Here is a 17,063-nt window from a genome sequence, read left to right as displayed (position 1 = left end):
GAGCGATCGAAAAGACCTAGAGCCGAACGGTCGTCCGCGCCGGGCTCTCGGCACCTAAGGTGCCAGAGTCGGAAGAGATAAGAGCCAAGCCTATGCTCGGCTTACTACGTGCAGCCGAGCGCGGGCTCGGCTCTACAGAAAGCAATGCAGCCGGGCGTGTCTGCGGTCGTTCCCGCTGAAGGCTGTACCCTCTCGCCCCCGACCGATTGATGGAGATGGAAATGACTACGGCCAGAACCTGGCGCGGCCGGGTATTCATCGGCACAAGTGTCGACGGCAAGATCGCTCGCGAAGACGGTACGCTCGATTGGCTGACCGACCTGCCAGCACGTCGCCACCACATCAACGCGGCGATCGAACATCCAGCACTGATCTGGGACACGTTCATCGAGAATATCGACGCCATCGTCATGGGGCGGGCCACCTACGAGACGGTCATCGGGTTTGACCAGTGGCCGTTTGAGGGCATGCAGGTGGTCGTGCTGACGACGTGTGGTCAGATCGATGACCCGCGTGTGCGAGTGGCAGGATCTGTCGAGGGCGCGAGCCGGCTTCTTGAGACCCTGGGCGTCCACGATGTGTACATCGATGGAGGCCGCACCATTCAAGCGTTTCTGCGCGCGGATCTGGTCGACGAGATCACGATTTCGGTCGCCCCCGTCGTGCTTGGAGCGGGGCGTTCGTTGTTCGGTGTGTTGGATGCCGAATTGCAGCTTGTGGTACGGGGAAGTCATGCGACAGACGATGGACTGGTTCGCACGACATACGAGGTCGTTCGCTGAAGCAGACCTGCTGCGCGTGATCGCCGACAGAATGCATGCGGTGCAGCGCACCCGCGGCGACATTGAGGGGCGCCGGTAGAGCCAAGCCCAAGCTCGACTCTACGAAAGCGTTGCACGTCCTCACGCCGGCGGCAGCACCTTGCCGGGGTTGAGGATGCCATCCGGGTCCAGCGCAGCCTTGATCGCGCGCATCGCCGCCAGCGTTTCCGCGCTGAAGGCCTTGGCCATGAAATCGCGCTTGGCCAGGCCGATGCCGTGCTCGCCGGACAGCGTGCCGCCCAGCCACAGCGTCAGTTCGAAGATCTTCGGCAGTGCGGCGTGTGCGCGTGCATTCTCGTCGGCATCGTCCGGGTGGTACAGGATGTTGACGTGCAGGTTGCCGTTGCCGGCATGGCCGAAGGTGACGATGGTGAGCGTGTAGTCGCGTGCCAGTGCCTGCACACCCGCCACCAGATCGGGAATGCGCGATACCGGTACCACCACGTCTTCGTTGATCTTGCCCGGGGCGACGCTGCGCAGTGCCGGCGACAGGGCCTTGCGCGCCGCCCACAGCTGGTCGCGCGCGCGGCCTTCCATCGCCACGTCCAGCGCGATCATGCCGTCGCCTTCAGCGGCGCTGGCCAATGCCTGCAGCAGATAGGGCAGGGTGTCGTGGTCGCCGTCGGCTTCGACCAGCAGCATCGCGCCGGCCTCGGGCACGTCGGCGCCGTTGAGGCGCAGCAGTTCCAGGCTGCGTGCATCCATGAATTCCAGCCGGGTTGGCACGACCGGCTGCGACATCAACCGCGATACGGCGGCAGCGGCGGCATCGGCATCGCGGTACAGCACGCGCAGGCCCGCCTGGCTGACCGGCAGCGGGGTCAGCTTCAAGGTGGCTTCCACGATCAGCGCCAACGTGCCTTCGCTGCCCACCAGCAGGTGGGTGAGGTCATAGCCGGTGGAATCCTTGGTGTAGGCGCCGCCGCAGCGGATCACCTCGCCGGTGCCGGTGACCGCCACCAGGCCCAGCACGTTGTCGCGGCTGGTGCCGTACTTCACCGCGCGTGGGCCACCGGCGTTGCAGGCCAGGTTGCCGCCCACGCTGCAGATCTCCGCGCTGGACGGGTCCGGCGCCCAGAACAGGCCGTGCGGTGCCAACGCCTGCTGCAGCGTGCCGTTCAACACGCCCGGCTGCACCACCGCGCAGCGGTCGCCCGCGCGGATTTCAAGAATGCGGTCCATGCGGGTGAACGACAGCACGATGCTGCCCGGCAACGGTACCGCCGCACCCGTAGTGCCGGTGCCCGCGCCGCGCGCGACCAATGCGATGCCATGCGCGCGGCAGGCACGCACCAGTGCCTGTACCTGTTCGATGTTGGCCGGCAGCGCCACCGCCGCCGGGCGCTGGTGGCGCCATGAATTGTCCTGCGCGTTCGCCTCCAGCGCGCTGTCGTCCATGCGCCAGCCCTCCGCGCCCAGCAGGGCAGACAGTTCGGCAACCAGTGCGGCGGGCAGTGCGGTACTCATGACGGATCTCGCGGGGAAGCAGGGGTATCAACGGGGAAGCGCGCCCTGGTGGGCGCCGGCCAAGGTCGGCCTCCGCCGGGCTGCGCGCTCTTGGTAGGTGCCAACCTTGGTTGGCACAGAAGCGCCGACCAAGGTCGGCTCCTACCAGAGCGGGTGGGCGCCGACCAACGTCGGCCGCTACCAGAGCAGGTGGGCGCCGACCAAGGTCGGCCATTGCCGCGCTGCGCGCTTTTGGTAGGTGCCAACCTTGGTTGGCACAGAAGCGCCGACCAAGGTCGGCCTCTACCAGAACAGGTGGGCGCCGACCGAGGTCGGCTTCTACCGAAACGAAGGGTTGCCATCAGCAGTCATCCAACCGGAACGCATCACGCAGCCAGTGCAGCTGTGGCGGTTCGCCACTGGCTTCGACCACATCGAAGCGACAAGGCGCATTGGCCAGCGCGGGGTGGTCCTGCAGGAACAGCTGCGCGGCATGCGCCAGTCGCCGGCACTTGCGCGCATCCACCGACGCGGCGCCGCCACCGAAGTCCGATCGCGCGCGGTAGCGCACTTCCACGAACACCACGGTGCCGGCATCGTCCATCACCAGGTCCAGTTCACCGCCGCGATAGCGCACGTTGCGTGCACGTGGGCGCAGCCCGGCCTGTTGCAGATGCTGCTCGGCGGCGGCTTCCACCGCCGAGCCTCGTTGGCTGCGCTCAGCGACCACCGACGATCGGCATCGGCCGGCCGCCATTGAAGGTGGACCACGCCGGCTGGCGCAGGATGTTGCCGTTGCTGTCCAGGAACAGGGTGCCGGTGGCGCCGTCCAGGCCGCCTTCGTTGGACAGCTTGTCCAGGTAGGCAGTGATCTTCCAGGCGTCGGCGCCGAAGGCGAACAGGCGGCCGGCCGCACCGCGCGCGCTGGGCAGGGTGCTGGCCACCTGGCTGGCCGACGGCAGGCCGGACACGCTGCGTACGTTCCAGGCTTCGTTCGGGTAGACGATGCCGTCCAGCGCCACGTCTTCTTCCACCTTGCCGCTGCCAACGGTCAGCTGCGAAGTGCCGACGCGGGTGGCGCCGCCGGCACCGGCCAGTGCCAGCTGCGGCGCGAGCAGGCGCGCCTGCGGTGCACGCACGGCGAGGAACACGGCATCGACCTGGCCGGCGTTGCGCACCTGTGCGCCTACATCACCGACCGCATCGGTCACGCCGACCGTGGCCACCACCTGGCCGCCACGCTGGGCGAAGCGCTGCGCGAAGGCGGCGGCGGCACGGCGGCCGGTGTCGTCGGCGCTGTTGATCACCAGTGCCTTGCCACGCTCGCGGCCACGCAGGTATTCGGCGGCCACGATGCCGTCGTCTTCCGGGGCCAGCGAGAAACCGGCGCTGCCGGCCGGCGGTGCATCCTTGCCGCGGTTCAGCGCCAGCACCGGCACCTGCAGCTGCTGGCGGCCGTACACCGCGTCCACTTCGTCGCGGCCCAGCGGGCCGACCACGAAGTCGGCACCGGAGGCGACGGCCTTGTCATACGCGGCCAGTGCACCGGCCGGGGTGCCGGCGGTGTCGATGAAGTTGATGTCCGGGCGACGGCGGGTCTCGCCGTAGTAGGCGGCCAGCAGGCCGTCACGCACCGGCTGCGCGGCGGTGGCCAGGCGGCCGCTGAGCGGCAGCAGCACGGCCAGCTTGACCGGCGGGCGGTAGCCATCGCTCAGTGCCGGCGGGCGCTTGCTGGTATCGAACTGGGCCGCGCCATCGCGATCGAACGGGCGCGGCAGCGGCAGGCCACGCGCGATCAGTGCACGGCCGGCGAAGTTGTACAGCGGATCGTTGGCCGGCAGGGCCGCGGCACGGCTGCGCAGGCTGGCGTCGTCGAGGGTGCCGAGCAGGCCGGCGATGGCGGCCTGGTTGTCGTTGCGTGCAGCACCCGCCAGGCCGGCGTGGGCGCGGGCGCGCTCGGCGGCGGCACCGAAGGCGTCGCCGGTCCCCTGCAGGGCCTGGGCACGGGCCAGGTACCAGCGCGTGCGCAGGGCCGGCAGCACGTTGTCGCCGCTGTCCTTCAGCAGTGCCAGCGCCTGCGCCGGCTGCTTGTCGGCCAGCGCCAGCTCGGCACCGGTCAGCTGGTAACGCTGCAGGCTGGCGCCGGACAGCTGGCGGGCGGTGAGCTGGCCCAGCAGGCTGCGCGCGCGGGCGCTGTCGCCGGCCAGGTGCCAGGCCCAGGCCGCATCGGCCAGGGCGTTGCTGCGCGCACCACCGCGCAGGGTGGCGGCCAGGCCTTCCAGCTGCAGTGCGGCGTCGCGCGGCTTGCCCTGTTCGATCAGCGCCAGCGCCTGGCTCTGGGCCGGCGAATCGGGCGTGCTGGTCAGGCTGGTGGTGGCGCAGCCGGCCAACAGCATCAGCGACAACGACAGGGCGGAGATCCGTGCGGCGGGCTTGTTCATGATCAGGTCCATGCGATGAGGGCAGCGGCCGTGGCCGGGTACACGCTACGATTCTACCCTTGCCCCGTGAGTACCGCTGAAATGAGTGTGCCAACCCTGTACGTCGTCGCCACCCCGATCGGCAACCTGGCCGATCTGAGCCCGCGCGCGCAGGAGGTGCTGCGTTCGGTGGCCGCCATCTGTGCCGAGGACACCCGCCGCAGCGGCCAGCTGCTGTCCCATTTCGGCATCCAGCAGCCGCTGGTGGCCCTGCACGAGCACAACGAGGAAGCGCTGTCGCAGCGCCTGGTGTCGCGCCTGCAGGCCGGCGAGTCGCTGGCACTGGTCAGCGATGCCGGTACGCCGCTGGTCAGCGACCCCGGCTTCCGCCTGGTGCGTGCCGCGCGCGCGGCCGGCATCAAGGTCAGCCCGATTCCGGGCGCCTGCGCCGCCATCGCCGCGCTCAGCGTGGCCGGGTTGCCCAGCGATCGCTTCAGCTTCGAGGGCTTCCTGCCGGCCAAGGCCAGCGGCCGCCGCGACCGCCTGCAGCTGCTGGCCGGTGAAGTGCGCACGATGGTGTTCTACGAATCGTCGCACCGCATCGCCGAGTCGCTGGCCGACATGGCCGCGATCTTCGGTGGCGAGCGCCCGGCAGTGCTGGCGCGCGAGCTGACCAAGCTGTTCGAGACCGTGCTGGATGGCGACCTGGCCGGTCTGCTGGCGAAGGTCGAAGGCGACGAGAACCAGCGCAAGGGCGAGTTCGTGGTGATGGTGCAGGGCGCCGGTGATGACGCTGAGGCACAATTGGCCCACGGCCGCCGCGTCTACGCCACGCTGAGCGAACACCTGCCGCCGTCGACGGCCGCCAAGCTGGCCGCCGAACTGACCGGCGCACCGCGCAAGGCGTTGTACGGCAGTTGAGGGGTTGTGCGGACCAAGGTCCGCACCCACCAGGGCGGAATCCGCACCCACTTGGGCGGCATCGGTAGATCCACGCCATGCGTGGATGAACGGGCCGCGCCAAGGTCTGCACCCACCCGGGTGGTACGGATAGCGCCGGGCCTTGCGGCGTCAGGACTGTACGGTTGTGTCGAGGGCGCCCAGATAGTCGGCAATCTCGGTCATCACCGTGGAAAGGTCTGGTGCGGGCAGGCGGTTCCTGCGCAGGAACGCGCGCCATTGAGCCTGCTTCTGGGTATCTGCAGCAAATGCCGGGGTCAGCCCATAGGGCAGAGGTGGCGGCGCAGGGGTGCCGCGTCGATCAAACGTCGCCTCTATGGCGGCTGCGAGGCTGGCACGATCCATGGCGTCCTCACGTACCAGTGCCAGCAGGTCGAAAAAGTCCTTCATCCTGCTGTTGGCAATGCCCAGCGCGGTAATGGCCTCCAGCTTCTCGGCAAACACGGTTTCGCGCGGATAGACGCGCAAGCAGGGCGCGGGAAGTTCGTCCAGCATCACCGGATAGATGATTTCCGGCGGTGGGGTGATCACCGCGTCGCCAAACCCGATGTCCCATTGCACATGGCAGCGTGCACGGCCCAGATAGGCCACCAGGCGCATGCGCAGGCCCTCGTATGCCGCCTCTTCGCGGGTGGTGTCGAGGGTGATGGTCGCTGGATCGAAGCGGAGCCCGTCATTACCCGGCATTGCGCAGAGCGAGCGCGTGATGTGCAGCAGATGGCTTGGCTCAGCGCTTCCGAACCTCAGGAAATCGGCGTCCCGTGTAGGCCGGTGCGGCGCTTCGAACCACGCCGCGAACAGCATGGCGCCTTTCAGCAGGAACTGGTCGCGGAGCGTGGAGGTGGAAAGCCGGTAGAGCAGGCGTTCAACGGCGAACCTGTCCAGCACGAACTGGAAGTCGTCGCCGCGGGCGCGCGCGTGATCGAGCAGTCGCTGCCGGATCGAGGCCACGCGGTGGGGAGGAGGAAGCAGGGAAGAGGGGGTCACGCCAGGGCATCGAGGTACGGTCTCATCAGTCTGGCAACGCGGGAGAGCCGTGCATATTTCATCAACGCATCCGGGGTGGTAACGCGGTTGCCAAGCGCGTCACGCAGGGCCTCGATTGCGACATCGAGACCCACGAGATTGCGGAATTTGAAGCAGTCGGCGACGGTTTTCGCAACGTTGCTGACGTATACGCGGCGTGCGCCTACGCGGCGCTCTTCCAGTCCCGCCTGGAGGGTCGTTGCCGACATGCGCACCACGCGTAGCGGCGGCCAGTCGATCCGGGGCGGGCGGTCGCTGTTGCCGATGGCCACCCACAGTTCAAACGGTGCCTGGGTGGTCAGGCCATGCAGACGCAGGGCGCTCAGCAGGCAGAGGCGGACCTTCGGCATGCGCTCTGCAATGATCCGCAGCCCTTCATCGGCCTCGCCGTTGTTGCTGCCCGGCAGCGCGTAGACGCCGCGCGACAACCGGATCAGCGTGCCGGCCTCGACCAGACGGGACAGCTGGACGCGGGCGATGCCTGCGGCCACCAGTTCGCGGGCGCGCAGGCTGCCTGCACGCCGCAGCAGTTTTCGGGCCTTGGCCTCGACGTTCGTCATGTTGGCATTGTTCCATAATGTCGGTTGTTTTGAATATCGACCGACAAAATGGAACATCACTCTCTGTTGCGGGTGGATCGTGCGGACCGATGTGCGCAGGCAGCTGAACCGGAAGGGCGCGCGCGGAGGTGTTGGCATTTGCGCTAGAATGCGCGCTGGCGGAGCCGGCCAGACAGTCGCGTCATCCCTTCGGGGGTGCCGAGGAAAGTCCGGGCTCCATAGGGCAAGGTGCCAGGTAACGCCTGGGCGGCGAAAGCCGACGGAAAGTGCAACAGAAAGATACCGCCTACGTCTTCTTCGGAAGGCCGGTAAGGGTGAAATGGTGCGGTAAGAGCGCACCGCGAGTCTGGCAACAGACCGGCACGGCAAACCCCACCTGGAGCAAGACCAAATAGGGATCCTTTGGCGCGGCCCGCGTTGGATCCGGGTAGGTTGCTTGAGCGTTGCGGTGACGTAACGCCTAGAGGAATGACTGTCCACGACAGAACCCGGCTTATCGGCCGGCTCCGCCTCCTTCTTCTATATGCATGAACCGCACATCGGTAGTGCCGGCCGCTGGCCGGCAACCTCCTTACCAGCAGACGCATCGTGCTGTTGCCGGCCAGCGGCCAGCATTGCCCGACGCCATGCCGTCGTCAGCCCGGCGTGCGGTACTGCCCGGCGGAAATGAACTGCGAGAAGCGCTCGCACCACACTACGACTGTGGTGTAGTCGTCCACGTTGACGTCATCAGGTACATCGACCAGGAAACGGTTGAAGGTCTTCACCTCGCCGATCCGCCGGGACTGCGCCTTGACCTTCAGGAAGTCGGCCTTGTTGTCGACGAAGCCGTGCACCAGGTAGACCTTGTAGTCCGGCCCCGGCCCCATCTTGCCGTCGAAGGCCACCTGGGTGGGGCTGACGCTGACCTTGCCTTCGGCCCAGTGCACCGCATCGCTGCCCTTGAGGTCGCGGCGGAAGGTGGTGTGGTAGGCGGCCTTGTCCATGGCGTCCTGCACCTGTGCGGCAGGCGGATCGTCGGGGGCGATCAGGATCGGCAGCAGGTAGACGCCCAGGCCAAAGCCGAGGCCGAGGGTGAGCAGGTGGGTGGCGGCAAGAACAAGAACACGACGCATCGAAGACTCCCTGTGGATCGGTCGGGTGCGCGGCAGGACCGCGCCCAGTCATCGTGTGGCGTGCAGGCAGACATTTATAGACACAGAAAACGGGTACAGGGTCAGAAGTCGACGCGACTCTGGCCGAGTGGGACGCCCTGCGCGCCGAAACGGCGCTCGTGGATCTCGCCGTGGCCGTCGGCATCGATCAGCAGCACGGTGCTGGCGCGGGTGCCGTAGTCGTCGCCGCGGATGAAGGCCGGGCTCAGCCAGCGTTCGCGTTCCAGGCCGATGCCGGTATCAGGCAGCTCGCCGTCGGCCGGGCGGTGTTCGTCGGCCAGGGCATCCCAGAGCGGGGTCAGGTCTGGGGTCAGATCCCTCTCGCTTTGCGGAAGGGATCTGACCCCGTCTTCCTGCAGCCACGCTTCAAGGGCGGCCATCAGCCGGCGGGTCTTCGGCCAGGGGGCGTCCAGCGCACCGTTGGACATGCCGTGTACGCCGGGGCCGAGGGTCTGTCGCTCCGCCGGATGGTTGCCCAGATACTCCAGGGTGTCGCCATCGGCCAGCAGCAGGTTGAACGGGGCATAGGCGCCGGCAATGGTCGCTAATCGGTCGATGTGCACGGCGGCCGAGTCGCGGCCGCGCAGGAAGTCGGCGACCAGTGTGCCGCGCGACGGGCCGGTCTGGGCGGCCAGTGGATCGCGGACATTGGTGACCACCGCCATCCGGCCCGCAGCACCCACCCCGGCCCAGCCGCCACCGGAGCGCAGGTCGCGTCCGCCGATGACGGAGGTCTCATCCTGCCAGGGGGCCAGCGCCGCCGTGGGGCGGGCGTGGAACTCATCACGGTTGCCGGTCATCACCAGCCGCCAGCGCGGGTGGTGCATCCAGCCAAGAGCGAGCAGGCACATGCCGTCATTGTGCACGGTTTGCGCAGTCCGGCGCCGTTTTTGGCCTGCTCCGGATGAATGCGCAGCCGATGTTTCACGCCCTGTCCACACCCCTGAACTTCCGTTCAATCTCAAAAATTGAGACGGATCAGCAACTTGTGGATAAGCCTTGAACAATTCTCTAAAGGTTGTTGCAAGCCATTGATGCGGCTGGCGATTTCCCTGCTGAAAAGTTGTTGACAACCCTCGGCCCGCTGCTAAGGTGGGCATCAGAGGGAAATCCGGGTGTTTTGTGGGTTTTCGTGGTTCAATGTTTCACCGGGCGAAGGATAGGTGCACGCGTCGTGTTCCAGGGCGAGACGGCCATCACAGTTGACGATAAAGGGCGCATGGCGGTTCCCACCGCTTACCGCGACCTCGTCGCGCGCGCCAGCAACAACCGTCTCGTGCTGACCTACAACCCGTTCGAAGCCGGCTGCCTGTGGCTGTACGCAGAGTCGGAATGGGAGCGGGTCCGCGACGATGTGATGTCCAAGCCCAACACCCAGCGCGTCGTGCGCCTGTTGCAGCAGAAGCTGGTCGGCTCGGCCGCCCATCTGGAGCTGGACGGCAACGGTCGCATCAGCATCCCCGCCAGCCACCGCGGTGCGGTGGGCATTGAGAAGAAGGCGGTATTGCTCGGTATGGGCGACAAGTTCGAATTGTGGAGCGAGCAGGCGCATCGGGCCCTGATCCAGCAGACGTTGTCTGACGAGGATCTGGGTGATGGGTTGCTCGACCTGAAGTTGTGAGCCGGGGTGCCCGGATGCGCCCAGAAGCGCAGACCGGTCACCTTCCGGTGTCGCAGTCGCCGGCGGTGCATCTGCCGGTCCTGTACACCCAGGTCCTTGAAGGCCTGAGGGTGATCGAAAACGGACGTTATCTGGATGGCACGTTCGGTCGTGGCGGTCATGCACGTGGCGTGCTCACCCAGTTGGGTCCCGAGGGGCGCCTGCTGGTCATGGACAAGGATCCGGAAGCCATCGCCGTTGCCGAGCGCGATTTCGCGCCGGACCCGCGCGTGTCCATCTTCCGCGGCAGCTTCGCCCAGCTGCTGCAGTGGGATGCGACGGCCGACGGCCTGGACGGCGTGCTGTTCGACCTGGGCGTGTCGTCGCCGCAGCTGGACGTGGCCGAGCGTGGTTTCAGCTTCGGCAAGGACGGCCCGCTGGACATGCGCATGGACCCGGACAGCGGTGAAAGTGCCGCGCAGTGGATCAACCGCGTCGAAGACCGCGAGATCGCCGATGTGCTGTGGACCTATGGCGAAGAGCGCCAGAGCCGCCGCATCGCGCGCGCCATCGTGGCCCGCCGCGAGAAACAACCGTTCACCCGCACTGCCGAACTGGCCGAGTTGATCGCCTCGGTGATGCCGCGTGGCAAGGACAAGATCCACCCGGCCACGCGCAGCTTCCAGGCCATCCGCATCCACATCAACCGCGAGCTGGCCGATCTGGAAGCCGGCCTTGATGCGGCGGTGGAACGGCTCAAGCCCGGTGGCCGCCTGGCCGTGATCAGCTTCCATTCGCTGGAAGACCGCATCGTCAAGCAGTACATGAACCGCCTGGCCAAGGCGCCGCCGGCCAACCGCCGCCTGCCCGAGGCGGAGGTGTTCGTGCCCACCCTGGACCTGATCGGCGGCGCCATCAAGGCCACCGATGAAGAACTGGCGGCCAACCCGCGTGCCCGCAGCGCTGTGCTGCGCGTGGCCCAGAAGCGGGAGGCCGATGCATGAGCCGGCTGCTGCTGATCATCCTGTTGGCCTCGACCGTGGCCTCGGCGATCGGCGTCGTGTTCGTGCGTCACCGTCATCGGCAGACGTTCATCGAGCTGTCGCGCGCCGAGCGCAAGCGCGATGACATCAACCTGGAGTTCGGCCGCCTGCAGCTGGAACAGGCCACCCTGGCCGAAGCCAACCGTGTCGATCGCATCGCCCGCGAAAAGCTCGGCATGAAGTTCCCCGAGGCCGCCGACATCGTGGTGGTGCGGCCATGAGCAAGACCGGCCGCAACCGCCCGCGCAACGCCTTCAACCTGCGCCAGCGCCTGCGCTGGGTCGCGCTGGCCCTGGGCCTGTGCTCGGTGTCGCTGGTCGGTCGTGCCGCCTACGTGCAGATCATCAACAGCGACTTCTACCAGCGCCAGGGCGAGGCCCGTTACCTGCGCGAGCTGCCGATCAAGACCTCGCGCGGCATGATCACCGACCGCAATGGCGAGCCGCTGGCGGTGTCCACGCCGGTCGCCTCGATCTGGGTCAACCCGCAGGACCTGCTGCGTTCGCCCGAGCGCATCCCGGAGCTGGCCCAGGCGGTCGGCATGTCGGTGGATGAGCTGAGCAGCCGCCTGTCGCAGAAGTCGGACAAGGAATTCATGTACCTGCGCCGCCGGATCAATCCGGACGAGGCAGAGAAGGTGGTCGCGCTGAAGATTCCGGGCGTGGCCGCGCAGCGCGAGTTCCGCCGCTTCTACCCGCAGGGCGAGGCGATGGCGCACGTGCTGGGCTTCACCAACATCGACGACCGCGGCCAGGAAGGCCTGGAGCTGGCGTTCGACGAATGGCTGCGCGGCAAGGCCGGCGCCAAGCGGGTGATCCGCAACCGCAAGGGCGAGACCGTCGAAAGCGATCTGCTGCGCGCCGCCGAACCGGGCAAGGACCTGACCCTCAGCATCGACCGCCGCATCCAGTACCTGGCCTTCAAGGAACTGCGCAACGCGCTGGTGGCCAACAAGGCGGCCGGCGGTTCGATGGTGATCATGGACGTGACCACCGGCGAGATCCTGGCCATGGTCAACCTGCCGACCTACAACCCGAATTCGCTGACCGGCGCGCTGCCCGATGCACGCCGCAACCGTGCGGTGACCGACCTGGTCGAGCCGGGCTCGACGATGAAGCCGCTGACCATCGCCACCGCGCTGCAGGCCGGTGCGGTGACCAAGGACACCATCATCGACACCAACCCGGGTTACATGACCCTGGGCCGCTTCACCATCCGCGACGTGCCGCGCAACAACGGCGTGCTGAACGTGACCGGCGTGATCACCCGCAGTTCGAACGTGGGCGCGGCCAAGGTCGCGGCGAAGATGCCGGACCAGGTGTTCTACGACGGCGTGCGCCGCTTCGGATATGGCTCGGTGCCGCATAGCGGTTTCCCGGGTGAATCCGGCGGCGTGGTGCTGCGCCCGGCGCGCTGGTCGGGCACCACCAAGACCACGATGTCCTACGGCTACGGCCTGAACGTCACCCCGCTGCAGATTGCCACCGCCTATTCGGCGCTGGCCAACGGCGGTCGCCTGATCGCGCCGACCTTCGTCAAGGGCCAGCGCAACGAAGGCCAGCAGATCATCAACGAGAACGTCGCCAAGCAGGTGGTGGCGATGATGGAAACGGTGGTCACCCAGGGCGGCGCCAAGCAGGCGGCGGTGCTGGGCTACCGCGTGGCCGGCAAGACCGGCACCGCGCGCAAGGCCGGCCCCGGCGGTTACGAGCGCGGCCACTACAACGCGCTGTTTGCCGGCGTGGTGCCGGCCACCAACCCGCGCTTTGCCACCGTCATCGTCATCAACGATCCGCAGGCCGGCAAGTTCTACGGCGGCCTGGTGTCGGCGCCGGTCTATCACAACGTGATGGAAGGCACCCTGCGCCTGATGGACGTGCCGCTGGACGACCTGCAGTCGTGGCTGGCCGCACAGCAGTCGGGCAAGGTCGGCCACTCGGCCTCGATCCTGCCGGCGCCGCCGGCCGAAGCTGCACTGCCGGTGGATGCTGCCGCTGAATTCGATGCTGCGCTGCCGAGCGCGCAAGCCCAGACGCCGCCCGCTACGGGAGGCACGCAATGAGTCCTTCGATGTTGCTTTCGCAGTTGCTTCCGGACGTGGTCCTTGCAGGCCACGACCCCGTTCTGACCGGCCTGGTGCTGGACAGCCGCGCCGTGCGCCCCGGCAATGCCTTCGTCGCCATCGCCGGTTTCGGCGCGCATGGCCTGGGCTTTGTCGAGCAGGCCCGCGCGGCCGGTGCCAGCGCCATCCTGTTCGAACCGCCGGCACCTGCCGAGTTGCCGGCACCGGGTGATGCGATCGCCGTGCCGGGGCTGCGCGCGCGCATGGGTGCGATGGCCGACCAGTTCCATGGCGCGCCGTCGCGGGCGATGGCGATGGTCGGCGTGACCGGCACCAACGGCAAGACCTCCACCGTGCAGCTGCTGGCCCAGGCCTGGCACCTGCTCGGTACGCCCAGTGGCAGTATCGGCACGCTGGGTGCCGGACTTTATGGTGCGGTCGAACCGACCGGCTTCACCACGCCGCTGGTGCTGCAGATGCATGCGCTGCTGGCGCAGCTGCGCGATGCCGGTGCACGTGCGGTGGCGATGGAAGTCAGCTCGCATGCGCTGGACCAGGGCCGCGTGGATGCCGTGCACTACGACGTGGCGGTGTTCACCAACCTCACCCGCGACCATCTGGACTACCACGGCGACATGGCCAGCTACGGCGCGGCCAAGGCGCGGCTGTTCCATCGCCCGGGCCTGAAGGCGGCAGTGGTCAACCTGGATGATGCGTTTGGCCGCCAGCTGTTCGCCGGCCTGCCGGCGGGCGTGCAGCCGATCGGCCTGAGCTCGCGCGGTGCCACCGACGCCAGCGTGCGCGCCGAAGCGCTGCAGCTGGACGGCCGTGGCATCGCCTTCGAACTGGTCATCGACGGTCAGCGTGCTGCGGTGCAGTCGCCGCTGCTGGGCCGCTTCAACGTGGACAACCTGCTGGCCGTGGCCGGCACCCTGCACGCGCAGGGCCAGCCGCTGCCGCGCATCGCCGAGGTGCTGTCGGCGCTGCAGCCGATCCGTGGCCGCATGAACCGCTTGGGCGGCGAAGACGGCCTGCCGACCGTGGTGGTCGATTACGCGCATACCCCGGACGCGCTGGAACAGGCGCTGGACAGCCTGCACGGCCACCTGCACGGCGCGCTGTTCTGCGTGTTCGGCTGCGGTGGCGAGCGCGATACCGGCAAGCGCCCGCAGATGGCCGCCATTGCCGAGCGCCTGGCCAACCAGGTCATCGTCACCGACGACAACCCGCGTGGCGAGGACGGCGATGTGATCGTGGCCGACATCCTGGCCGGCTTCCAGCATGCCGATGCCGTGACCGTGCAGCGCAGCCGCGCGCGTGCGATCGGCCTGGCGGTGAAGCGTGCCGGTGCCGGCGACATCATCCTGATCGCCGGCAAGGGCCACGAGCCGTACCAGGAGGTCAATGGCGTTCGTCATGACTTCGACGACACCGAAGTGGCTGCCGCTGCGTTGGCTGCCAAGGCGGGTGTTCTAGCCTCGCAGGCCGGGGAGGGCATCGCATGAAGCGCACCCTGCTTTCGCTGATCGCACACTGGGCCGGCGGCGAGATCCACGGCGACGACGTGGCCATCGATGCGGTCAGCAATGACACCCGCAGCCTCGGCCCGGGCAGCCTGTACGTGGCACTGCGCGGCGAGCGTTTCGATGGTCATGATTTCGCCACCGATGCGCAGGCGCGCGGCGCCAGTGCGCTGCTGGTCGAGCGGCTGCTGCCGATCGAGCTGCCGCAGGTGCTGGTGGCCGACAGCGAGCTGGCGCTGGCGAAGATCGCCACCGGCATGCAGCGCGACCGTGACACCGAGGTATTCGCGATTACCGGCAGCAATGGCAAGACCAGCGTGAAGAGCCTGCTGCTGTCGATACTGCAGCAGGTGGCGCAACACGCGCATAAAGTGGTCTACGCCAACCCGGGCAACCGCAACAACGAGATCGGCCTGCCGCTGGCGGTGATCGATGCGCCGGAAGATGCCGACTACGCCGTCTACGAGATGGGCGCGGGCAAGCCGGGCGACATCGCCTACCTGACCGATATCGCCCGCCCGCGCTACGCGCTGGTCAACAACATCGCCCCCGCCCATCTGGAACGGATGGGCAGCCTGCTCGGCGTGGCGGTCACCAAGGGTGCGATCTACGCGGCGCTGCCGGCCGATGGCGTGGCGGTGATCAACGTCGACGATGCCTACGGCCGCTGGTTCGAACAGCATTTCGTCGGCACGCCGGCGCGCTGCCGCGTGCTGCGCTACGGCCTGGAACACACCGCCGACATCACCGCGCGCGACATCCGCGCCGGTGCACAGGGCAGCCAGTTCACCCTGGTTTCGCCGATGGGCGAGGTCCGCGTGGTGCTGGGCCTGCCGGGCCGCCACAACGTCAGCAATGCGCTGGCCGCGGCCAGCCTGGCGCTCGCCGCCGGTGTCGACCTGGCGCTGATCGCGGCCGGACTGGCCGAGGCGCAGCCGGTGCCGGGCCGCCAGATTGCCCATCAGCTGCGCAATGGCGCGGTGCTGGTCGATGACAGCTACAACGCCAACCCCGGTTCACTGGCCGCCGCCATCGATGCCCTGGCCGCGGCCCCGGAAGAGGGCTGGCTGGTGCTGGGCGACATGCGCGAGCTGGGCCCGGATGCCGAGGCGCTGCATGCGCAGGCCGGGCTGCGTGCACGTGCCTCCGGTCTCAAGCGCCTGTACGCGCTGGGTCCGCTCAGCGCCGCCGCTGCCGCCGCCTTCGGCGACGGCGGCCGTCATTTCACCACCCATGACGCGCTGTCGCAGGCGTTGAAGGATGAGCTGCACGCGGGCGTGCGCTGCCTGGTCAAGGGTTCCCGTGGCAGCGCCATGGACACGATTGTCAAAGCGCTGCTGGCGCAAGGAGAGGAATCCCCGCATGTTGTATGAACTGGCTCGATGGTTGCAGCAGTTGGAGAGCCTGTTCGGGCTGTTCAACTACCAGACGTTCCGCGCCATCCTTGCCGCGCTGACGGCCCTGTTCCTGTCGCTGTGGCTCGGCCCGGCGATGATCCGCAAGCTTGCCCAGTTCAAGGGCGGCCAGCCGATCCGCAAGGACGGTCCGCAGACCCATTTCTCCAAGGCCGGCACGCCGACCATGGGCGGTTCGCTGATCCTGCTCACCATCACCCTGTCGGTGCTGATGTGGGCCGACCTGCGCAACCGCTACGTGTGGCTGGTGCTGGCGGTGATGCTGTGCTTCGGCGCCATCGGCTGGTATGACGACTGGATCAAGATCGTCCGCCGTGATCCGAACGGCCTGAAGTCGCGCTGGAAGTACCTGCTGCAGTCGATCTTCGGCCTGGCTGCGGGCCTGTTCCTGTTCTATACGGCCGACGTGCCGGCCGCGCTGACCTTCTACATCCCGATGTTCAAGTCGATCGCGCTGCCGCTGGCGGGCATCGGCTTCGTGGCCATCGCCTACTTCTGGATCGTCGGCTTCTCCAACGCGGTGAACCTGACCGACGGCCTGGACGGCCTGGCGATCATGCCAACCGTGCTGGTGGCCTGCGCGCTGGGCGTGTTCGCCTATGCCTCGGGCAACGTGGTGTTCGCCAACTACCTGCAGATCCCGCAGATTCCGGGTGCCGGCGAGCTGGTCATCATCTGCGCGGCCATCGCCGGCGCGGGCCTCGGCTTCCTGTGGTTCAACACCTATCCGGCCATGGTGTTCATGGGCGACATCGGCGCGCTGGCGCTGGGTGCGGTGCTGGGCACGATCGCGGTGATCACCCGCCAGGAGCTGGTGCTGGTGATCATGGGCGGCGTGTTCGTGATCGAAACGCTGTCGGTGATGATCCAGGTCGCCTCGTTCAAGCTGACCGGCAAGCGCGTGTTCCGCATGGCGCCGATCCACCACCACTTCGAACTGAAGGGCTGGCCGGAGCCGCGCGTGATCGTGCGCTTCTGGATCATCTCCGTCGTGCTCGTGCTGATCGGCCTGGCCACGTTGAAGGTGCGCTGA

General features: G+C 67.7%; 16 protein-coding genes and 1 other RNA gene. 10 read left to right on the top strand and 7 right to left on the bottom strand.

Features of this window, described 5'->3' with window-relative positions; genetic code table 11:
- Positions 1-221: 221 nt before the first annotated feature.
- Positions 222-782 (top strand): dihydrofolate reductase family protein, encoded by a 561-nt coding sequence (locus ACMZPQ_RS18235; protein ID WP_312647831.1) that lies wholly within the window; start codon positions 222-224, stop codon positions 780-782.
- A 120-nt stretch (positions 783-902) separates the two neighbouring features.
- Here the strand turns inward: ACMZPQ_RS18235 and ACMZPQ_RS18230 are convergent, their stop codons facing one another.
- The 3 genes from ACMZPQ_RS18230 to ACMZPQ_RS18220 all read right to left on the bottom strand — a co-directional run bounded on the left by ACMZPQ_RS18230 (position 903) and on the right by ACMZPQ_RS18220 (position 4,708).
- Positions 903-2,288, bottom strand: coding sequence for an FAD-binding oxidoreductase (locus ACMZPQ_RS18230; RefSeq protein ID WP_197582510.1), 1,386 nt, complete (start codon positions 2,286-2,288; stop codon positions 903-905).
- Between the two features lie 340 nt (positions 2,289-2,628).
- Positions 2,629-2,997: a YraN family protein gene (locus tag ACMZPQ_RS18225; protein ID WP_197582509.1), complete on the bottom strand. Its 369-nt coding sequence runs from the start codon at positions 2,995-2,997 to the stop codon at positions 2,629-2,631.
- On the bottom strand, positions 2,987-4,708 hold the full coding sequence (locus tag ACMZPQ_RS18220; RefSeq protein WP_197582508.1) for a penicillin-binding protein activator: 1,722 nt from the start codon (positions 4,706-4,708) through the stop codon (positions 2,987-2,989). The genes ACMZPQ_RS18225 and ACMZPQ_RS18220 overlap by 11 nt, the downstream gene beginning before the upstream one ends.
- An 81-nt stretch (positions 4,709-4,789) precedes the next feature.
- Here ACMZPQ_RS18220 and rsmI point away from each other — a divergent pair, with 81 nt between their 5' ends.
- Positions 4,790-5,608, top strand: coding sequence for a 16S rRNA (cytidine(1402)-2'-O)-methyltransferase (gene rsmI, locus ACMZPQ_RS18215; protein ID WP_197582507.1), 819 nt, complete (start codon positions 4,790-4,792; stop codon positions 5,606-5,608).
- 150 nt (positions 5,609-5,758) lie between these two features.
- Here the strand turns inward: rsmI and ACMZPQ_RS18210 are convergent, their stop codons facing one another.
- Positions 5,759-6,634 carry a nucleotidyl transferase AbiEii/AbiGii toxin family protein gene (locus tag ACMZPQ_RS18210; RefSeq protein ID WP_197582506.1) on the bottom strand — a complete coding sequence of 292 codons (876 nt, stop codon included), beginning with the start codon at positions 6,632-6,634 and terminating at the stop codon, positions 5,759-5,761.
- On the bottom strand, positions 6,631-7,233 hold the full coding sequence (locus tag ACMZPQ_RS18205) for a type IV toxin-antitoxin system AbiEi family antitoxin domain-containing protein (RefSeq protein ID WP_197582505.1): 603 nt from the start codon (positions 7,231-7,233) through the stop codon (positions 6,631-6,633). The genes ACMZPQ_RS18210 and ACMZPQ_RS18205 overlap by 4 nt, the downstream gene beginning before the upstream one ends.
- A gap of 160 nt (positions 7,234-7,393) precedes the next feature.
- Between ACMZPQ_RS18205 and rnpB the strand changes: the two genes are divergently transcribed.
- An RNA gene (gene rnpB / locus ACMZPQ_RS18200) (RNase P RNA component class A) lies at positions 7,394-7,745 on the top strand.
- Positions 7,746-7,868: 123 nt separating this feature from the next.
- Here rnpB and ACMZPQ_RS18195 read toward each other — a convergent pair.
- Together ACMZPQ_RS18195 and ACMZPQ_RS18190 are read right to left on the bottom strand one after the other, a co-directional pair.
- The gene (locus ACMZPQ_RS18195; protein WP_197582504.1) at positions 7,869-8,348 is read right to left on the bottom strand and encodes a DM13 domain-containing protein; all 480 of its coding nucleotides are present in this window, start codon (positions 8,346-8,348) and stop codon (positions 7,869-7,871) included.
- 101 nt (positions 8,349-8,449) lie between these two features.
- Positions 8,450-9,238: an NRDE family protein gene (locus tag ACMZPQ_RS18190; RefSeq protein ID WP_197582503.1), complete on the bottom strand. Its 789-nt coding sequence runs from the start codon at positions 9,236-9,238 to the stop codon at positions 8,450-8,452.
- Positions 9,239-9,561: 323 nt separating this feature from the next.
- Between ACMZPQ_RS18190 and mraZ the strand changes: the two genes are divergently transcribed.
- From mraZ to mraY, 7 genes are read left to right on the top strand one after another with little or no spacing between them, the layout of a single operon-like run.
- The gene (gene mraZ, locus ACMZPQ_RS18185; RefSeq protein WP_004143635.1) at positions 9,562-10,008 is read left to right on the top strand and encodes a division/cell wall cluster transcriptional repressor MraZ; all 447 of its coding nucleotides are present in this window, start codon (positions 9,562-9,564) and stop codon (positions 10,006-10,008) included.
- A 14-nt stretch (positions 10,009-10,022) separates the two neighbouring features.
- On the top strand, positions 10,023-10,991 hold the full coding sequence (rsmH, locus tag ACMZPQ_RS18180; RefSeq protein WP_197582502.1) for a 16S rRNA (cytosine(1402)-N(4))-methyltransferase RsmH: 969 nt from the start codon (positions 10,023-10,025) through the stop codon (positions 10,989-10,991).
- Positions 10,988-11,251, top strand: a complete 264-nt coding sequence (gene ftsL, locus ACMZPQ_RS18175) for a cell division protein FtsL (RefSeq protein ID WP_005412242.1) — start codon at positions 10,988-10,990, stop codon at positions 11,249-11,251. The genes rsmH and ftsL overlap by 4 nt, the downstream gene beginning before the upstream one ends.
- A complete protein-coding gene (locus tag ACMZPQ_RS18170) occupies positions 11,248-13,092 on the top strand; it encodes a peptidoglycan D,D-transpeptidase FtsI family protein (protein ID WP_197582501.1) in 1,845 nt (614 codons plus the stop codon). Before ftsL ends, ACMZPQ_RS18170 begins: the two co-directional genes overlap by 4 nt.
- Positions 13,089-14,597, top strand: a complete 1,509-nt coding sequence (locus ACMZPQ_RS18165) for a UDP-N-acetylmuramoyl-L-alanyl-D-glutamate--2,6-diaminopimelate ligase (protein WP_197582500.1) — start codon at positions 13,089-13,091, stop codon at positions 14,595-14,597. The genes ACMZPQ_RS18170 and ACMZPQ_RS18165 overlap by 4 nt, the downstream gene beginning before the upstream one ends.
- A complete protein-coding gene (locus ACMZPQ_RS18160) occupies positions 14,594-15,988 on the top strand; it encodes a UDP-N-acetylmuramoyl-tripeptide--D-alanyl-D-alanine ligase (RefSeq protein ID WP_197582499.1) in 1,395 nt (464 codons plus the stop codon). The genes ACMZPQ_RS18165 and ACMZPQ_RS18160 overlap by 4 nt, the downstream gene beginning before the upstream one ends.
- Complete coding sequence (gene mraY, locus ACMZPQ_RS18155; protein ID WP_010481929.1) at positions 15,978-17,063, top strand: phospho-N-acetylmuramoyl-pentapeptide-transferase; 1,086 nt, start codon at positions 15,978-15,980, stop codon at positions 17,061-17,063. The genes ACMZPQ_RS18160 and mraY overlap by 11 nt, the downstream gene beginning before the upstream one ends.

Origin of the sequence: Stenotrophomonas maltophilia (genome assembly GCF_047497515.2) — a bacterium.
Taxonomy (GTDB): domain Bacteria; phylum Pseudomonadota; class Gammaproteobacteria; order Xanthomonadales; family Xanthomonadaceae; genus Stenotrophomonas.
Note: the sequence above shows the minus strand (reverse complement) of the source record. Positions and strands in the feature narration are given on the sequence as shown.

Excerpts from the sequence above, each read along its gene's own strand:
- ACMZPQ_RS18235 (WP_312647831.1), top strand. The coding sequence starts at position 222 with ATGACTACGGCCAGAACCTGGCGCGGCCGGGTATTCATCGGCACAAGT.
- ACMZPQ_RS18230 (WP_197582510.1), bottom strand. The coding sequence starts at position 2,288 with ATGAGTACCGCACTGCCCGCCGCACTGGTTGCCGAACTGTCTGCCCTG.
- ACMZPQ_RS18220 (WP_197582508.1), bottom strand. The coding sequence starts at position 4,708 with ATGAACAAGCCCGCCGCACGGATCTCCGCCCTGTCGTTGTCGCTGATG.
- rsmI (WP_197582507.1), top strand. The coding sequence starts at position 4,790 with ATGAGTGTGCCAACCCTGTACGTCGTCGCCACCCCGATCGGCAACCTG.
- ACMZPQ_RS18205 (WP_197582505.1), bottom strand. The coding sequence starts at position 7,233 with ATGACGAACGTCGAGGCCAAGGCCCGAAAACTGCTGCGGCGTGCAGGC.
- ACMZPQ_RS18195 (WP_197582504.1), bottom strand. The coding sequence starts at position 8,348 with ATGCGTCGTGTTCTTGTTCTTGCCGCCACCCACCTGCTCACCCTCGGC.
- ACMZPQ_RS18190 (WP_197582503.1), bottom strand. The coding sequence starts at position 9,238 with ATGTGCCTGCTCGCTCTTGGCTGGATGCACCACCCGCGCTGGCGGCTG.
- rsmH (WP_197582502.1), top strand. The coding sequence starts at position 10,023 with ATGCGCCCAGAAGCGCAGACCGGTCACCTTCCGGTGTCGCAGTCGCCG.
- ftsL (WP_005412242.1), top strand. The coding sequence starts at position 10,988 with ATGAGCCGGCTGCTGCTGATCATCCTGTTGGCCTCGACCGTGGCCTCG.
- ACMZPQ_RS18170 (WP_197582501.1), top strand. The coding sequence starts at position 11,248 with ATGAGCAAGACCGGCCGCAACCGCCCGCGCAACGCCTTCAACCTGCGC.
- ACMZPQ_RS18165 (WP_197582500.1), top strand. The coding sequence starts at position 13,089 with ATGAGTCCTTCGATGTTGCTTTCGCAGTTGCTTCCGGACGTGGTCCTT.
- ACMZPQ_RS18160 (WP_197582499.1), top strand. The coding sequence starts at position 14,594 with ATGAAGCGCACCCTGCTTTCGCTGATCGCACACTGGGCCGGCGGCGAG.
- mraY (WP_010481929.1), top strand. The coding sequence starts at position 15,978 with ATGTTGTATGAACTGGCTCGATGGTTGCAGCAGTTGGAGAGCCTGTTC.